We start from the raw sequence: 15,132 nt of genomic DNA on the forward strand, positions 1-15,132 counted from the left end.
GAGAGGAGACAGCGTGAGCGCGCTGCTGGAGAGCTACGCCGCCGGACGATGGTTCCGGGCGGCGGACGACGGGCAACCCCTGCTCGACGCCGCCACGGGTGAGGAGGTCGGGCGAATCTCGAGCCGTGGGCTGGACGTCGCCGCGATGGTCCGGCACGCCCGCGACATCGGCGGCCCCGCGCTGCGATCCCTGACCTTCCACGAGCGGGCGGCTCTGCTGAAGGCCCTGGCCAAGCACCTGATCGCGCGGAAGGAGGAGCTCTACGCACTGTCCGTACGCACCGGAGCCACCTCGCGGGACACGATGGTCGACGTGGACGGCGGCATCGGCACCCTGTTCAGCTACGCGAGCAAGGGGGTCCGCGAGCTGCCGAACGACACGGTGTTCCTCGACGGCGGCCTCGAACGCCTGGGCAAGGGCGGCACCTTCGTCGGCCAGCACCTCTACACCTCGCGGCCGGGTGTCGCGGTGCAGATCAACGCCTTCAACTTCCCGGTCTGGGGCATGCTCGAGAAGCTGGCCCCGGCCTTCCTCGCCGGGCTGCCGTCGATCGTCAAGCCCGGGAGCCAGACCGCGTACCTCACCGAACTCGCCGTCCGGCTGATCATCGAGTCGGGGATCCTGCCCGAGGGGACGCTCCAGCTCGTCGCCGGTGGCGCGGGCGGGCTGCTCGACGAGCTGACGGTCCAGGACTCCGTCGCCTTCACCGGCTCGGCGCACACGGCGGGCCTCCTGCGCCGCCACCCGAACGTGCTCGACGGCGGCGTCCTGCTCGGCGTCGAGGCGGACTCGCTCAACTGCTCGATCCTCGGACCGGATGTACTGCCGGACGATCCGGAATTCGACCTGTTCGTCAAGGGCGTCGTCACCGAGATGACGGTCAAGGCGGGGCAGAAGTGCACGGCCATCCGCCGGGTGCTCGTCCCCGAGGCGATGGCCGACCAGGTGCTCGACGCGCTCGCCGCCCGCCTGGCGAAGGTGAGCGTCGGCGACCCGCGCAACCCGGACGTGCGGATGGGCCCGCTGGCCGGTCTCGCCCAGCGCGACGAAGTGCGCAAGGCCGTCGAGGCGCTCAGGGCGGGTGCCGAAGTCGTCTTCGGCGACCTCGAGGGCGGGGCACTGCTCGACGGCGACCCCGAGCGCGGCGCCTTCATGACCCCGCTCGTGCTGCGCGCGCGTCCCGGTGCCGGCGAGCCGCACGACGTGGAGCCGTTCGGCCCGGTGAGCACCGTGCTCACCTACGACGGCGTCGAGGCGGCGATCGCCCTCGCCGCCCGGGGCAAGGGGAGCCTCGTCGCCTCCGTCGTCACCCACGACCCGGAGGTCGCGCGGTCCGTCGTACTCGGGCTGGCGCCGTGGCATGGCCGCGTCCTGGTTCTGGACAGGGACGACGCCGGGGAGTCCACCGGGCACGGTTCGCCGCTGCCCGTCCTCGTCCACGGCGGTCCCGGGCGGGCCGGCGGCGGTGAGGAGCTCGGCGGCGTCCGCGGGGTTCTGCACCACATGCAGCGCACGGCCGTACAGGCTTCCCCGGACCGGCTCACCGCGATCACCGGACGCTGGACGACGGGTTCCGCACGCGTCGAGTCCGGCGTGCACCCCTTCCGGAAGTCGCTGGCGGAGCTGCGCGTGGGCGACACGATCGCCTCCGCGCCGCGGACGGTGTCGCTCGCGGACGTCGAGCACTTCGCCGAGTTCACCGGGGACACCTTCTACGCGCACACCGACGCCGCGGCCGCCGCGCGGAACCCGCTGTTCGGCGGCATCGTCGCCCACGGGTACCTCGTCGTGTCCCTGGCCGCCGGGCTCTTCGTCGACCCGGCGCCCGGACCGGTCCTGGCGAACTTCGGCGTCGACGGACTGCGCTTCCTCACCCCGGTCAAGCCCGGCGACGCGATCGACGTGGCGCTGACCGTCAAGCAGATCACCCCGCGCGGTGGCGCGGACTACGGCGAGGTCCGCTGGGACGCCGTCGTGACCAATCAGGACGGCCAGGCGGTCGCCACCTACGACGTGCTGACCCTCGTGGCCAAGACCTGGCCGGCGACGTCCGCGCCGGAGGCCTGACATGTCCGGACCGAGCCAGGACGCGGCCCCGGCCACCCGTGAGCGTGATGAGACCCCGGCCACCCTTGAGCGTGACGAGACCCCGGTCACCCTCGACCGTGACGAGACCCCGGTCACCTTCGAGCGTGACGGCGCCGTGGCCGTTCTCACCCTGAACCGCCCGGATCGCCGCAACGCGCTGGACGCCGGGATGAAGACGGCGCTGCGCCGGACACTCGAGGAGGCCGCGTCCGACGACGCCGTCCGCGCCGTACTGCTGACCGGCGCGGGCAGCGCCTTCTGCGTCGGTCAGGACCTCGCCGAGCACGCGGCCGCCCTCCGTGCTGACGCGGCGCACGCGTTCGACACGGTCGAGGAGGACTACGCGCCGATCGTCCGGCTCGTGGCCACGATGGGCAAGCCGGTGGTCGCGGCCGTCAACGGTACGTGCGTCGGCGCGGGGCTGGCCCTCGCGCTGGCCTGCGACCTGCGCCTTCTCGCCGAGGAGGCCGTCTTCGCGACGGCGTTCACCGGGATCGGGCTGACGTGCGACTCCGGGCTGTCCACGACGCTCACCCGGGCGGTCGGCGAGGCCCGGGCCAAGGAGCTCGTCCTGCTCGGCGAGTCCTTCACCGCTCAGCAGGCCGTCGCGTGGGGGATCGCGGGCCGCGTGCTCCCACGCGCGGACGTCGCTACGGCGGGCCGTGAGCTCCTGGCCCGGCTCGCGGCCGGGCCGACCGCCGCCTACGCCGCGTCCAAGCGGCTGATCGCGCAGTCCTGGGACGGCGACCTCGGGACGGTGTTCACGGCCGAGGCGCGCGCCCAGGCACGGCTGGGCCGGACCGCCGACCACGCCGGAGCGGTGGAGGCGTTCCTCGCCAAGCGCGAGCCCGTCTTCGAGGGGCGCTGAGCTCGCGCCTCTCCGGTACGGCGTTCGCCCCGGTCACCAGTGAGGTGACCGGGGCGAACGCGGGCTCCCGGACTGGGGCTCAGCCGTGGGAGACCCGCTGAGCGGAGGCGGCGCAGGCGAGATCGATGGCGGTCCACGCCATGGCGGTGGCGCCGTCCAGGACCGCTCTGTCGGCGGCCGGAGTGGCGCAGGCCGCGGTGAACTCGGGCTGATGGTTGACCGCGGGCAGGCAGTCCAGCCCCAGCATGGGGTGGATGCTGGGGACGGCATGGGAGACGTTGCCCATGTCCGTGGCCGCGCCGGCCGGGGCGCCGCCGGGCAGTACCGGGAAGACGCGCCCGAGCGCCTCGGCGTTGGCCCGGTAGAGCCGCAGCATCCCCGCGTCGGGCCGCAGATCGGCGTAGTCGGGAGCCAGGGGAGTGATCGTCAGCTCGCACCCGGTGGCCAGCGCTCCCGCGTCGAAGCAGCGCCGTACGCGTGGCTTGAGCTCGGCCAGGGCCTCCAGCGTGGCGGCCCGGACGATCCACCGCCCGTGGCTGGCGTCGGGGATCATGTTCGGCGCGGTGCCGGCCTGGGTGACGATGCCGTGGACGCGGTCACCGGCGCTCGTCTGCTGGCGTAGCAGCCCGATCGCCACCTGCGCGACGGTCATCGCGTCGGCCGCGTTGACGCCCAGCTCAGGGTACGCGCCGGCATGGGCGGGCTTCCCGCGGTAGGAGAGGTCGAACTGGGCGACGGCCGAGCCGGGCATCGCCTCCATCTCGACGGCGGCGGGATGGACCATCATCGCCGCGTCGAGCTCCGCGAACGCGCCGCGCTCCAGCATGAGGATCTTGCCGCCGCCGCCTTCTTCCGCCGGAGTGCCGAGGACGGTCACCGTCAGCCCGAGATCGTCGGCCAGCCCGGCCAGCCCCGCCGCGGCGCCGACCGCGGCGGCGGCGATGATGTTGTGCCCGCAGGCGTGCCCGATCTGGGGCAGGGCATCGTATTCGGCGCAGATCCCGATGTGCAGCGGACCCGTTCCCACGCTCGCCCGGACGGCGGTGGGCAGGTCGTAGCAGCCGTGCTGGACGTCGAAACCGGCGGCGCTCAGCGCGTCCGCCACCCACGCGCTGGCCCGCGTCTCCTCGAAGGCCGGCTCGGGGTGGGAGTGGATGCGATGGGACAGCTCGATCAGGCGGCTGCTCCAGGTGCCGACCGCGTCCGCCGCATGCCGCTTGGCGCCGGCCGTCACGCGGCTGGGGCGGTGTGGATCGAGACGGGGCGGGTGGCCGCGTCGTAGGCGGCCCGGGACCCGGTCGCCCCCATGCCGCTGTCACCGGCCGGCTCGTACAGACGCTCGGGCCCGCCGCCCTGCCACTGGTTGACCCACACGACTCCGGCGGGGATGTCGCGAGCCGCGGCCATGTGCGCCGGGTCATTGGTGTACACGGTGGCCGCGAGGCCGAAGCGCGTTCCGGCGGCCTTCTCCAGCCCCTCCTCGAAGGAGGAGACGACCATGACCGGGGCGAGCGGGCCGAAGGTCTCCTCGGTCATGACCAGCATGGAGTCGTCCACGCCGGTGAGCACGGTGGCGGGGTAGAAGAAGCCCTTGCCCTCGGGCACGGTCCCGCCGGTGCGGACGGTGGCGCCGCGTTCGACGGCGTCGGTGACGTGCCGGTCCACGATGTCGCGCTGACGCCGGTCGACCAGCGGGCCCAGCACCGTACTCTCGTCGTGCCCGTCTCCCAGGGTGTAACCGCCGGCCGCGTCGACGAGGGCGTCGACGAACGCCTCGGCGATGTCGTGGTGCACGTAGAGGCGTTCCATGGACGTACAGATCTGGCCCGAGTTGGCGAACGCGCCGAACGCGACCGCCGCGGCGGTCGCGGCCGGGTCGACTCCCGCGTCGACGACCACGGGGTCCTTGCCGCCGAGTTCGAGGATCGCCCGGTGCAGCAGGGCCCCGCTCTCCGCGCCGACCCGGCGTCCGGCCTCGACCGAGCCGGTGAAGTGGACGAGCCCGATCCGTTCCTCCGCGACCAGCGGCGCACCGGCCCGGGAGTCGCCGAGGACCAGGTTCACCACGCCGGCCGGCAGGTCCATCAGCTCCAGCAGCCGTACCGCCGACATCGGGGAGCGCTCGGACGGCTTGAACACGACGGTGTTGCCCGCCGCCAGCAGCGGGCCGAGCGCTCCCAGCGCCATGGGCACCGGGAAGTTCCACGGCACGATGACCGCCGTGGCGCCGAGCGGCTTGCGCAGGATCGTGGTGGTGCTCCCGCCCGGACCGGCGACGGTCTCCTCGAACGGATAGTCCAGGGCCTCGGCCACCGCCGCCTTGAATCCGTGCGCCGCGCCCCCGATGAAGGTCCGGCCGAGCGCGACGGGCTTGCCCATCTCCCGGCATTCGAGCTCCGCCAGCTCCTCGGCGTGCTCGGCGATCGTGTCCGCCCACCGGGACAGGCGCTCCACGCGTTCGGCGACCGGCAGCGCCGCCCAGGCCGGCTGCGCTTGGACGGCCGCGTCGACGGCCAGGCGGACGTCCTCCGGTGAGCCGGCGGGGGAGCGGCCGACGACCTCTTCGGTCGCCGGATCGATCACGTCGTGGAACGCGTCACCACGGGAGTCCTCCCATATGCCGCCGATCAGGTTCTGCAGGGTCTTCACGAAATGGTGCTCCTTGCCGAGTAAGTAGGGGCGGGCTCAGCCGAGGCGGTCGGCCATGAGCTCGCCGGCCATGATCGCCGCCAGGTTGGTGTTGGCCCGTGGGACGGAGGGGAAGATCGACGCGTCGACCACGCGCAGCCCGTCGACGCCGAGCACGCGGCACGACGGATCGACCACCGTGGCGGCGTCGCCGGCCGCGCCCATCCGGCAGGTGCTGGTGCCGTGCTGGGCGTCCACCGCGGTGGCCAGGAGGTGGTCGTCGAGTTCGCTGTCGTTGTCCAGCACCGCGAACAGGCGGCTGTTCCGGCCCTCGACCGAGCCGTCGAGGATCGAGGCGACCTCGGGACCGCGCGCCATCTCGACCAGGGCGCGGACCCCCTGGCGCAGCCGCTCCAGGTCGCGGGCGTCCGACAGCATCCGCTCCCGTACCTCGGGCTGGGCCTCGGGGTCGGCGGAGGTCAGCGTCAGTACGCCGCGCGAATGGTTCTGGTTCAGCCACACGCCGAAGCCGCCCGCCGGGAACCGGGTGTCGGCGGCCTCCATGGACAGCACGTTCTGGTTCAGCGAGACGAACATCATGTCGTGCGGCGGACTCCCGGGACCGCTGGTGTAACGGACACAGACATTGGTGTGGCGGTCGTCGGCCGTCTTGATGGCGGCCGACGCGGTCAGCGGCAGCTCGACGACGATCATCGGATGGTCCTGCATGCCGAGGCCGACCGGCAGGTCCCGCCGTACCGTGATTCCCAGCCGCCGCAGGTCGGCGGCCGGGCCGATCCCCGACCGCAGCAGGATCGCGGGGGAGTGGATGACGCCCGCGCTGAGCACGATCTCGTCCGCGTACTCGGTCGTCGCCGTCCCGTCCACGATCACCCGGACGCCGGCGGCGCGGTCGCCGGCGAAGACGACCCGGTCCACCAGGGCTCCGCCGCGTACGGTGAGGCCGGGCAGGGACCGGCCCGGTTCGAGGTAGCCGTCGTTGACCGTGACCCTGCGCCCGGCGCGCGAGTTGATCGGGTAAGGAGAGACCCCACTCGCCCCGGGCGCGTTCACGTCCGGCGCCCACGGGTGTCCGGCGGCCAGGGCGGCGGCCGACAGGGCGGAGTCCACCGCCCCCCACCGCTCCCGAGGCATCCGGAAGATCGGTGTCGGCCCGCCACGCCCGTGGTACGGCTCGTCTCCGAACTCCGCGTCGTCCTCCAGCTTCGCGAAGTAGGGCAGCACGTCCCGCCACGACCACCCGGCGCACCCCGCCGCGGCCCAGTCGTCGAAGTCCTCCATCGGCGGGCGGATCGCGATCTGCCCGTTGATCGACGAGCTGCCGCCCACCCCGCGCCCGCGCCAGTACGGCGCCTGCGCCTGCTTCTCGGTCCGGGAGGAGTTGACGCCCATCCAGACCAGACCCTCGGTGGCGCTGGGGTCCAGCAGCGCGCGGACGGGGTTCGGCGACCGCCACGCCTCATGCATCTGCGCCGACCGGTAGTCGGGCCCGGCCTCCAGAAGCAGGACGCGCTTGCCCCGCTCGGCGGAGCGGACGGCGAGTGCCGCGCCGGCCGAACCGGCTCCCACGACGATGATGTCCCAGCCCGTGCCTGTCACGGCGAACCTCCAGCATTCAGGCAGCGCGGCTCCAGTCATGCCCGAACCGCTGTTAGCCGGTAGACTGCCCCCCAGCGGAAAGTTCAGTCAATAGTGAAAGTTCATTTTTTTCTGAGCGATGGGAGTCCGGTGGTGTCCAGCCCCGTCGGCGACGATGGTCTCGGCGCTGTGAATCCCCTGATCGACGACTTCGGCCTGCACATCGGCCGGGCGATGGGCTGGCCGCCGATGGCCGGCCGGGCCGCGGGTGTCCTCATGCTCAGGGAGGCACCCATGACGATGGCGGAGCTGCAGGACGCGCTGAACGCGAGCAAGGGCTCGGTGTCGGAGACGACGCGCCTGCTGGTGGTCAGCGGAACCGTCCGGCGCTTCAAGGAGCCGGGTTCCCGGCAGTACGTCTACGAATGGCGCGACGACGCCTGGAGCGGCTGCCTGCAGCACCAGCTGGAGCAGACGACCGAGCTGCTGACCCTGGCCGAGAGCGCGCGGCGGCGCGCCGCCGACCTGCCCGAGCGGCAGGGCGCGCGCCTGCGGGAGATGCACGAGTACTACACCTTCATGGTGCGCAGCCTCGACGCGCTCCTGGAGGAGTACGAGGCCGCCCGGGACACGCGCGAGTCCGCCACGTAGCTCCGATCCTCAGCCCTCCCGCGCCCCCCAGTCCGCGCCCCGGCCACGGGCCTCGTCGAACACCAGCCAGGTGCGCGTGGCCCGGACGCCGGGGATGTCCTGGATGCGTTCCAGCACCACCTGCCTGAGCGCCGCATTGTCCGGAGTCCTGACCAGGGCCAAGACGTCGTAGTCGCCGCCGACCATCGCGAAGTGCTCGACGTACGGGATGCCCCGGAGCCTGGCCGACACCGTACGCCAGGAGTTCTGCTCGATGGTGACCGAGACGTACGCGCTGGTGCCCAGGCCCGCCTTGTGCGGGGCGAGTTCGGCCGTGAAGCCGGTGATCACCCCGTCGTCCATCAGCCGCGTGAGGCGGGCGTAGGCGTTGGCGCGGGAGATGTGGACGCGCTCGGCGAGCGTCCGCATCGACATCCGGCCATCGCGCAGCAGCTCAGCGATGATCGCGCGGTCCACTCCGTCTAGCTTGCTGGCCGAATGTCCCGGCCAGCCCCCCTCAACGCCCTCGTCGGCTGACATTTGGCCCTCCCCGCGTCCTCATTAAATCCATTTGTCGCTCATCATGCCCGATGTCTTGAACAGATGGTCCTGGAGGCCGACGCTTTCCTTGTCAAACGTCCAGAGAAAGTGAGCGTCGCGATGTCTCTGCGGACGAGCCGCCACGCGGTCGACGGCCTTCTCCCCTCGCCAGAGCCGGTGCGCTTCATCGCCGAGGACGGCACGGCCGTGCCGGCGCCCGCCGGTTATCCGGCTCCCGCGGACGAGCAGCTGCTGGAGGCGTACCGCCGGATGGTCCTGGGCCGCCGCTTCGACCGCCAGGCCACCGCGCTGACCAAGCAGGGCCGGCTCGCCGTCTACCCGTCCAGCCGCGGGCAGGAGGCCTGCCAGATCGCCGGCGTGCTCGCGCTGCGCGAGGACGACTGGCTGTTCCCCACCTACCGCGACTGCGTGGCCCTGGTCTCCCGCGGCATGGATCCCGTCGAGGTGCTCACCCTGCTGCGGGGCGGCTGGCACTGCGGGTACGACCCCGCCGCCACGCGGGTCGCCCCGCAGTGCACGCCGCTGGCCACCCAGACCGTGCACGCGGTCGGCATGGCCGAGGCCCTGCGACGCAAGGGCGAGGACGGCGTCGTCATGGCCTTCATCGGCGACGGCGGCACCAGCGAGGGCGACTTCCACGAGGCACTCAACTACGCCGCGGTCCTACGCGCCCCCGTCGTGTTCTTCGTGCAGAACAACAAGTACGCGATCTCGGTACCCCTGGCCCGGCAGACCGCGGCTCCCGCTCTCGCGTACAAGGGGATCGGCTACGGCATCCCATCCGAGCAGGTGGACGGCAACGACCTCGTCGCGGTGCTGTCCGTCCTGACCGAGGCCGTAGGGCGGGCGCGGACCGGCGGCGGCCCCTTCCTGGTGGAGGCGCACACCTACCGCATGGACGCCCACACCAACGCCGACGACGCCACCCGGTACCGGGCGACGGAAGAAGTCGAGCGCTGGGAGTCGGCCGATCCCCTCGCCCGCCTGGAGACCTATCTGCGCGGCCGCGGCCTCCTGGACGCCGAGGCCGTCGCCGCGGCGCACGCGGCCGCCGAGGAGTACGCCGCCCGCCTGCGCGAGGAGATGAACGCCGACCCGGAGACGGACCCGTTCGAGCTGTTCGACCACGTCTTCGCCGAGCCCACACCCCAGCTGCGCGAGCAGCGGGCACTGCTGGCGGCCGAGCTGACCGCCCAGGAGGACTGACATGACCACGATGACGATGGCGCAGGCGCTGAACACCGCGCTTCGGGACGCGCTGCGCGAAGACGAGCGGGTGCTCGTCTTCGGCGAGGACGTGGGCCCGCTGGGCGGCGTCTTCCGCGTCACCGACGGGCTGACCAAGGAGTTCGGCGAGGATCGGTGCTTCGACACCCCGCTGGCCGAGGCGGGGATCGTGGGCCTCGCCGTGGGCATGGCCATGGGCGGGTTCCGCCCGGCGGTCGAGATGCAGTTCGACGCCTTCGCCTACCCCGCCTTCGAACAGATCGCCTCCCACGTGGCCAAGCTGCGCAACCGCACGCGCGGGCGGCTGTCGCTGCCGATGGTGATCCGGATTCCGTACGCGGGCGGCATCGGCGGTGTCGAGCACCACTGCGACTCCAGCGAGGCCTACTACGCCCACACCCCGGGGCTGAAGGTCGTGACCCCCGCGACCCCGGACGACGCGTACTGGTTGCTGCGTGACGCCATCGCCGACCCCGACCCGGTGATCTTCATGGAGCCCAAGCGGCTGTACTGGTCCAAGGGCGAGATCACACCCGCCGACCGGCGGGCCGGGGGGTTCGGACAGGCGGTGGTGCGGCGCGCGGGACGCGACGCGACGCTGGTCGCCTATGGGCCGAGCGTTCCCGTGGCCCTCCAGGCCGCCGAGGCCGCTGCCCAGGACGGCATCTCCCTGGAGGTGGTGGACCTGCGGACGATCGTCCCGTTCGACGACGAGACCGTCGTGGCCTCGGTACGTAAGACGGGCCGCTGCGTGGTGGTCCAGGAAGCGCAGGGGTTCGCCGGGGTGGGCGCGGAGATCGCGGCCCGCGTACAGGAACGCTGCTTCCACTCCCTGGCCGCGCCCGTGCTCCGCGTGGCGGGATTCGACATCCCGTACCCGCCTCCCATACTCGAGCACGCGCATCTGCCCGACGTCGACCGGATCCTGGACACGGTCGACCGGCTCCAGTTCGGTGACGAGCCCGACCTCCTCCACCTGGCACGGGAGGCGTCATGACGACCACTGCCGCGCGGCAGGTGTTCCGCCTGCCCGACCTCGGCGAGGGCCTGACGGAAGCCGAGATCGTCGTCTGGAAGGTCGCCGTCGGCGACACGGTCGAGATCGACGAGATCGTGGTGGAGGTCGAGACCGCCAAGGCGGCCGTGGAGGTGCCGGTCCCCTTCGCCGGGACCGTCCTGAGGCTCCACGCGCAGGCGGGTACCGTCCTGACGGTGGGCGAACCGCTCATCGAGGTCGGCCCCGCCGTCGACCAGGACACGGACCCTGCGGCAGCCCGCTACCGCGAGGAGGAACAGGCCGGCTCAGGCAACATCCTGATCGGGTACGGCACCGGCCGCACGTCCGGCACGCGGCGGCGCCGGGGCGGCTCCCGGCGCACCGACCAGCAGACCCCCGAAGCCGCACCGGAAGCGTCCGCCTCCCTCCTCGCGGCCGAACCCGGGCTCGCACCGGAGCGCGCGTCGCAGCACGTACTGGAACAGGCGCAGCACGTACCGGAACAGGCGCCGCACGTACCGGGACAGGCGCCGCGCGTGGTCTCTCCGCTCGTCCGCCGGATCGCCCGCGAGCGCGGACTGGATCTCGCCGCCATCACCCCCACCGGACCTCGCGGTGTGATCCTGCGCCGCGACGTCGAGCAGGCCATCGCCGACATCGGCAAGGCGCCAGAGAACCCCGTGGTGCCGCCCGCGTCTCCGCTCGGCCCGGCCGGGACGGCGTTGACGGCGGAGCGCATACCCCTGCGCGGGCTGCGCCGGGTGGTGGCCGACAAGCTGACCCGCAGCCGCAGCGAGATTCCCGATGCCACCACCTGGGTGGACGTCGACGCCACCGGCCTGCTGGCGGTGAAGGACGCGCTGCGACAGGACCGCCCGGAGCTCGGCATCGGCCTGCTCGCGCTCCTGGCCCGGATCTGCGTGGCCGGCCTGCGGCGCTTCCCCGAGCTGAACTCCTCGGTCGACACCGCCCGCGCTGAGATCGTCCGGCACGGTCACATCCACCTTGGCTTCGCCGCGCAGACCGATCGCGGCCTCGTCGTGCCGGTGGTCCGGGACGCGCACCTGATGACGACCGCGGAACTCGCCGCGGAGCTGACCCGCCTCACCGGCCTCGCCCGCTCAGGCGGACTGCCTCCCACGGCGCTGACCGGGGGTACGTTCACGCTCAACAACTACGGAGTCTTCGGCGTGGACGGATCCACCCCGATCATCAACCATCCCGAGGCCGCGCTCCTCGGCGTCGGCCGCATCATCGACCGGCCCTGGGTGACCGGCGGCGCGGTCGTGCCCCGCAAGGTCACCCAGCTGTCACTGACCTTCGACCACCGCGTCTGCGACGGCGGCGCCGCCGGCGGCTTCCTGCGCTACGTGGCCGACTGTGTGGAGAACCCCGCGATCCTGCTCGCCCACGTGTAACGACCGGCACAGACTCGCTCACGTAACGACCGGCAAGGACTCGCCCACGTGTAACGACCGGCAAGGACTCGCCCACGTATGGCGACCGGCACAGACTCGCCCGCCCGAGCGAGCATCTGACCGGACCTCAACCAGCCCGTCCTAGCCTGTCCGGCCGCCGCCGCCGCGGGCCGGACGGGTGGACGGCCGTGGCCCCGTACGGTCGAGCACCCGCTGGAGGATGGCGGCGAGCCGGCTCAGCTCCTCCGGCTCGCAGCCGGCGAACGGGCTCTGCTCAAGCGTCACACGCATGACGCGCTCGCGGGCGCGCCGGCCCTCCTCGGTCAGCACGACCACCCGCGAACGCCGGTCGTTGGCGTCCACGTCACGCGCGACGTACCCGCGCTCGACCAGCTGGTTGACGAGGAAGCTGAGATTGGGCGCGTTGCAGAACAGCCGGTCGGCCAGCGCTTTCATCGAGGGCGCGGGCTCCCCGGGGTCGATGGCCCACAAGGCGTGCGCCGTCGCGAGCGTGAGCCTGAGCTCCTCAAGTGCCTTGGTGATGCGATCGCTGGTCAGCAGGGAGATCTCGTGGCTGGCCCGCACCACCAGCTCGAGCGGCTGATCCGTCATGCCCCGAGCTTAGCAGTTTGCTTCGAGGCTCGAAGCTGTTACCTTGTCATTGATTCGAGACTCGAAGTAAATGGCGACGCCGAGTACCAAAACGCTGAGGAAAAAGGGCACACCTATGTACAGATTCACCGGCATCACCGCGCTGGTCACCGGCGCCTCGAAGGGCCTCGGCGTGGCGTACGCCCATGAACTGGCGCGACGAGGGGCTGATCTCGTGCTCGTGGCCCGCTCCGGCGACGCGCTGCGCCGGGTCGCCGACGAGATCCATCAGGAGCGCCAGGTCGACGTCAAGGCCGAAGTGGCCGATCTCGCCGATCCCGACGGGGTGGCGCGCCTGATCGCGGAACTCGACCGGCGGGGCCGCACCGTCGATCTTCTGGTCAACAACGCGGGCGCGGGCGCCGTCGGCCCGTTCCTCAGCTCCTCACTGCGCCGGAACGTCGACTCCGTCGAACTGAACGTCACCGCCCTGATGAGCCTGACCCATGTGCTCGGCAACCGCATGGCCGAGCGGGGGCACGGCGGAATCATCAACGTGGCGTCCACGGCCGCCTTCCAGCCGATGCCGTACCAGGCCAGTTATGCGGCGACGAAAGCGTTCGTGCTGTCGTTCACCGAGGCGCTGGCCGAGGAGCTGCGCGGCACCGGAGTGCGGGTCATGGCGGCCCACCCCGGAGCCACCGCCACCGGGTTCTTCGATGGCACCTCCGCCACCATGAACCCGGCCTTCACCGACGCGCCGGAGGATGTCGCGGTCAAGACCCTCGACGCCTTCGCCAAAGGCGCCGTCAACTCCTACCCCGGCCGGGCGATCAACAGGCCCGCGACCTGGTTCCCCCGCGCGTTGCCCCGCACCACGGTCGCGCGGTTGACCGGGCGCGTGAACCGGGCCATAGGGTTGCACCGCGCCCAGGATCTCGACGTCTCGTCGTGATCGCGTGCCCTGGCGCGCGGGCGGTTCGGCCTCACGCGCTGAGCACGCTGAGCACATTGAGCACGTGGGCTGGTCAACGAGAGCGACCACGAGGCCGGCGGGGAGCTGACGCTCGGCCCCTGGGACGTGCGGATCCTCGTGGAGCGCTGACGCCGCGGGGGGCGCCCGCCGAGTGGTGCTCGGCGGACGCCCCCCGTGGTCGCTCAGGTCAGCACACGATGAAGATGCTCTGCCAGCCGACCGGTGTCCGCTGCTCCGCGTTCCGGTTGGAGGCCAGCTCGAAATGCATCACGCCCTGCGCGTTGGGCTGGTTGTACATGCGCCCGGACTGGCCGTCGCCGTACCACTTGTAGGACCCGTGGAAGGGGATGTTGGACATCCCGCACGCGTCGAGGACGACGGACCTGCCGGTGAAGCCCCGGCCTTCGTAGGCGACGTACTGCGAGGCGTAGGCGGCACTGGCGGTGAGGGCGATGATTCCGGCGGTCAGGGCGGGTACGAGGAGAATTCTCTTCACACTGCTCCTTGGTGCAAGTTTCCGCTGGGCGAGCGTGGCTCGCCGTAGGACGCCCTCCATCATGTACGGAAAGTAGTCGATGCGACACTTACTGTGACGACAGGCTGTGCTCGCCTCAGCCGTCCGTGCCGGACCGAATCACCGATCCGCGTTTCAGCGCAGGCAAGTTTCAGCGCAGGCAAGTTTCAGCGCAGGTAAGAGGCGCCGTTGAGGTCGAGCACCGTGCCGCTGACGAACTCCGCCTCGGCCGAGGCGAGATAGCGCACCGCCGCCGCGACCTCCTGCGGCTGGGCGATCCGGCCGAAGGGACTCTGTGCCTCGACGCCGGCCCGGTTCTCCTCGGTCAGGATGGCGGCCGCCATGTCGGTCTCGACGAAACCCGGCGCCACTGAGGAGACGGCGATGCGGTGCGGAGCGAGCGCGATGGCCAGCGACTGACCCATCGCGGTCAGGCCGGCCTTGGCGGCGGCGTATCCCGGAGCCTCAGGCTCGCCCCGGTAGGCACCGCGGGAGGCGACGTTGACGATGCGTCCGCCGCGGCCGCGCTCCACCATGTGCCGGGCCACGCACCAGGAGACGTTCGCGGCGCCGAGCAGGTCCACGTCGACGGTCCGGCGCCAGATGCGTTGCCAGGAGGCGTAGTCCACGGTCAGCGGATCGTGGAAGAGGTAGACGGCGGCGTTGTTCACGAGCACGTCGATGCCGTCGAGGGCGTCGATCGCCGCCGAGACGAACGCGGCGACGGCCTCCGGATCCGCTATGTCTCCCTGGACGACGGCGTGGCCATCGCCGTCGAGCGCCGATCTGACCTCCTCCGCCTCGCGGGGGGAGTCCCGGTGGTGGATCGCGACCCGGTCGCCGCCGGCGGCGAAGATCTTGGCGATCTCGCGGCCGATCCCACGCGACGATCCGGTTACGAGCACACCTCGGCTGTCCACGATCGACCTCTTTCCCGACAGGCTTGCGGCGGTACGCCGTCGGGACACGCTAATGCATGGTGCCGGACAACCAAGCCGCAGGGTGGATCGAAGCGGTGCGCTCCTCTCCGTGCT

General features: G+C 71.8%; 14 protein-coding genes. 7 read left to right on the forward strand and 7 right to left on the reverse strand.

What is annotated here, in order from left to right:
• Window positions 1-13 precede the first annotated feature (13 nt).
• Window positions 14-2,068: a phenylacetic acid degradation bifunctional protein PaaZ gene (paaZ, locus tag AB0H88_RS29265; RefSeq protein WP_357649904.1), complete on the forward strand. Its 2,055-nt coding sequence runs from the start codon at window positions 14-16 to the stop codon at window positions 2,066-2,068.
• 1 nt (window position 2,069) lies between these two features.
• Window positions 2,070-2,957 carry an enoyl-CoA hydratase-related protein gene (locus AB0H88_RS29270; RefSeq protein ID WP_357649906.1) on the forward strand — a complete coding sequence of 296 codons (888 nt, stop codon included), beginning with the start codon at window positions 2,070-2,072 and terminating at the stop codon, window positions 2,955-2,957.
• A 79-nt stretch (window positions 2,958-3,036) separates the two neighbouring features.
• Here AB0H88_RS29270 and AB0H88_RS29275 read toward each other — a convergent pair whose 3' ends face one another.
• The 3 genes from AB0H88_RS29275 to AB0H88_RS29285 are packed head-to-tail and all read right to left on the reverse strand — an operon-like array spanning window position 3,037 to window position 7,205.
• Entirely contained in the window at window positions 3,037-4,191 is a 1,155-nt protein-coding gene (locus tag AB0H88_RS29275; RefSeq protein ID WP_357649908.1) for an amidohydrolase, read from the reverse strand.
• Window positions 4,188-5,606 carry an aldehyde dehydrogenase family protein gene (locus AB0H88_RS29280; RefSeq protein ID WP_357649911.1) on the reverse strand — a complete coding sequence of 473 codons (1,419 nt, stop codon included), beginning with the start codon at window positions 5,604-5,606 and terminating at the stop codon, window positions 4,188-4,190. The genes AB0H88_RS29275 and AB0H88_RS29280 overlap by 4 nt, the downstream gene beginning before the upstream one ends.
• 36 nt (window positions 5,607-5,642) lie before the next feature.
• Window positions 5,643-7,205, reverse strand: a complete 1,563-nt coding sequence (locus tag AB0H88_RS29285; protein ID WP_357649913.1) for a GMC family oxidoreductase N-terminal domain-containing protein — start codon at window positions 7,203-7,205, stop codon at window positions 5,643-5,645.
• Between the two features lie 132 nt (window positions 7,206-7,337).
• Here AB0H88_RS29285 and AB0H88_RS29290 point away from each other — a divergent pair, with 132 nt between their 5' ends.
• Window positions 7,338-7,835 (forward strand): hypothetical protein, encoded by a 498-nt coding sequence (locus tag AB0H88_RS29290; RefSeq protein WP_357649916.1) that lies wholly within the window; start codon window positions 7,338-7,340, stop codon window positions 7,833-7,835.
• Between the two features lie 9 nt (window positions 7,836-7,844).
• Here AB0H88_RS29290 and AB0H88_RS29295 read toward each other — a convergent pair whose 3' ends face one another.
• The gene (locus AB0H88_RS29295; protein ID WP_357649918.1) at window positions 7,845-8,354 is read right to left on the reverse strand and encodes an Lrp/AsnC family transcriptional regulator; all 510 of its coding nucleotides are present in this window, start codon (window positions 8,352-8,354) and stop codon (window positions 7,845-7,847) included.
• 120 nt (window positions 8,355-8,474) lie between these two features.
• On the opposite strand from AB0H88_RS29295, the gene pdhA reads away from it, so the two are divergent.
• Genes pdhA through AB0H88_RS29310 form a run of 3 tightly spaced genes read left to right on the forward strand, consistent with a single transcriptional unit; the run spans window position 8,475 to window position 12,017 of the window.
• Complete coding sequence (gene pdhA / locus AB0H88_RS29300; RefSeq protein WP_357649920.1) at window positions 8,475-9,581, forward strand: pyruvate dehydrogenase (acetyl-transferring) E1 component subunit alpha; 1,107 nt, start codon at window positions 8,475-8,477, stop codon at window positions 9,579-9,581.
• Window position 9,582: 1 nt separating this feature from the next.
• A complete protein-coding gene (locus AB0H88_RS29305; protein WP_357649922.1) occupies window positions 9,583-10,599 on the forward strand; it encodes an alpha-ketoacid dehydrogenase subunit beta in 1,017 nt (338 codons plus the stop codon).
• Entirely contained in the window at window positions 10,596-12,017 is a 1,422-nt protein-coding gene (locus AB0H88_RS29310) for a dihydrolipoamide acetyltransferase family protein (protein ID WP_357649924.1), read from the forward strand. The genes AB0H88_RS29305 and AB0H88_RS29310 overlap by 4 nt, the downstream gene beginning before the upstream one ends.
• Window positions 12,018-12,158: 141 nt before the next feature.
• Here AB0H88_RS29310 and AB0H88_RS29315 read toward each other — a convergent pair whose 3' ends face one another.
• Window positions 12,159-12,629, reverse strand: coding sequence for a MarR family transcriptional regulator (locus AB0H88_RS29315; RefSeq protein WP_357649926.1), 471 nt, complete (start codon window positions 12,627-12,629; stop codon window positions 12,159-12,161).
• A 115-nt stretch (window positions 12,630-12,744) separates the two neighbouring features.
• On the opposite strand from AB0H88_RS29315, the gene AB0H88_RS29320 reads away from it, so the two are divergent.
• Window positions 12,745-13,563 carry an SDR family oxidoreductase gene (locus tag AB0H88_RS29320; RefSeq protein WP_357649928.1) on the forward strand — a complete coding sequence of 273 codons (819 nt, stop codon included), beginning with the start codon at window positions 12,745-12,747 and terminating at the stop codon, window positions 13,561-13,563.
• 208 nt (window positions 13,564-13,771) lie between these two features.
• On the opposite strand, the gene AB0H88_RS29325 is transcribed toward AB0H88_RS29320, so the two are convergent.
• Window positions 13,772-14,080 (reverse strand): MiAMP1 family antimicrobial peptide, encoded by a 309-nt coding sequence (locus AB0H88_RS29325; RefSeq protein ID WP_357649930.1) that lies wholly within the window; start codon window positions 14,078-14,080, stop codon window positions 13,772-13,774.
• Window positions 14,081-14,265: 185 nt separating this feature from the next.
• The gene (locus AB0H88_RS29330; protein ID WP_357649933.1) at window positions 14,266-15,018 is read right to left on the reverse strand and encodes an SDR family oxidoreductase; all 753 of its coding nucleotides are present in this window, start codon (window positions 15,016-15,018) and stop codon (window positions 14,266-14,268) included.
• Between the last annotated feature and the right edge of the window lie 114 nt (window positions 15,019-15,132).

This window comes from Nonomuraea sp. NPDC050680 (assembly GCF_040654555.1).
Classification (GTDB): domain Bacteria; phylum Actinomycetota; class Actinomycetes; order Streptosporangiales; family Streptosporangiaceae; genus Nonomuraea.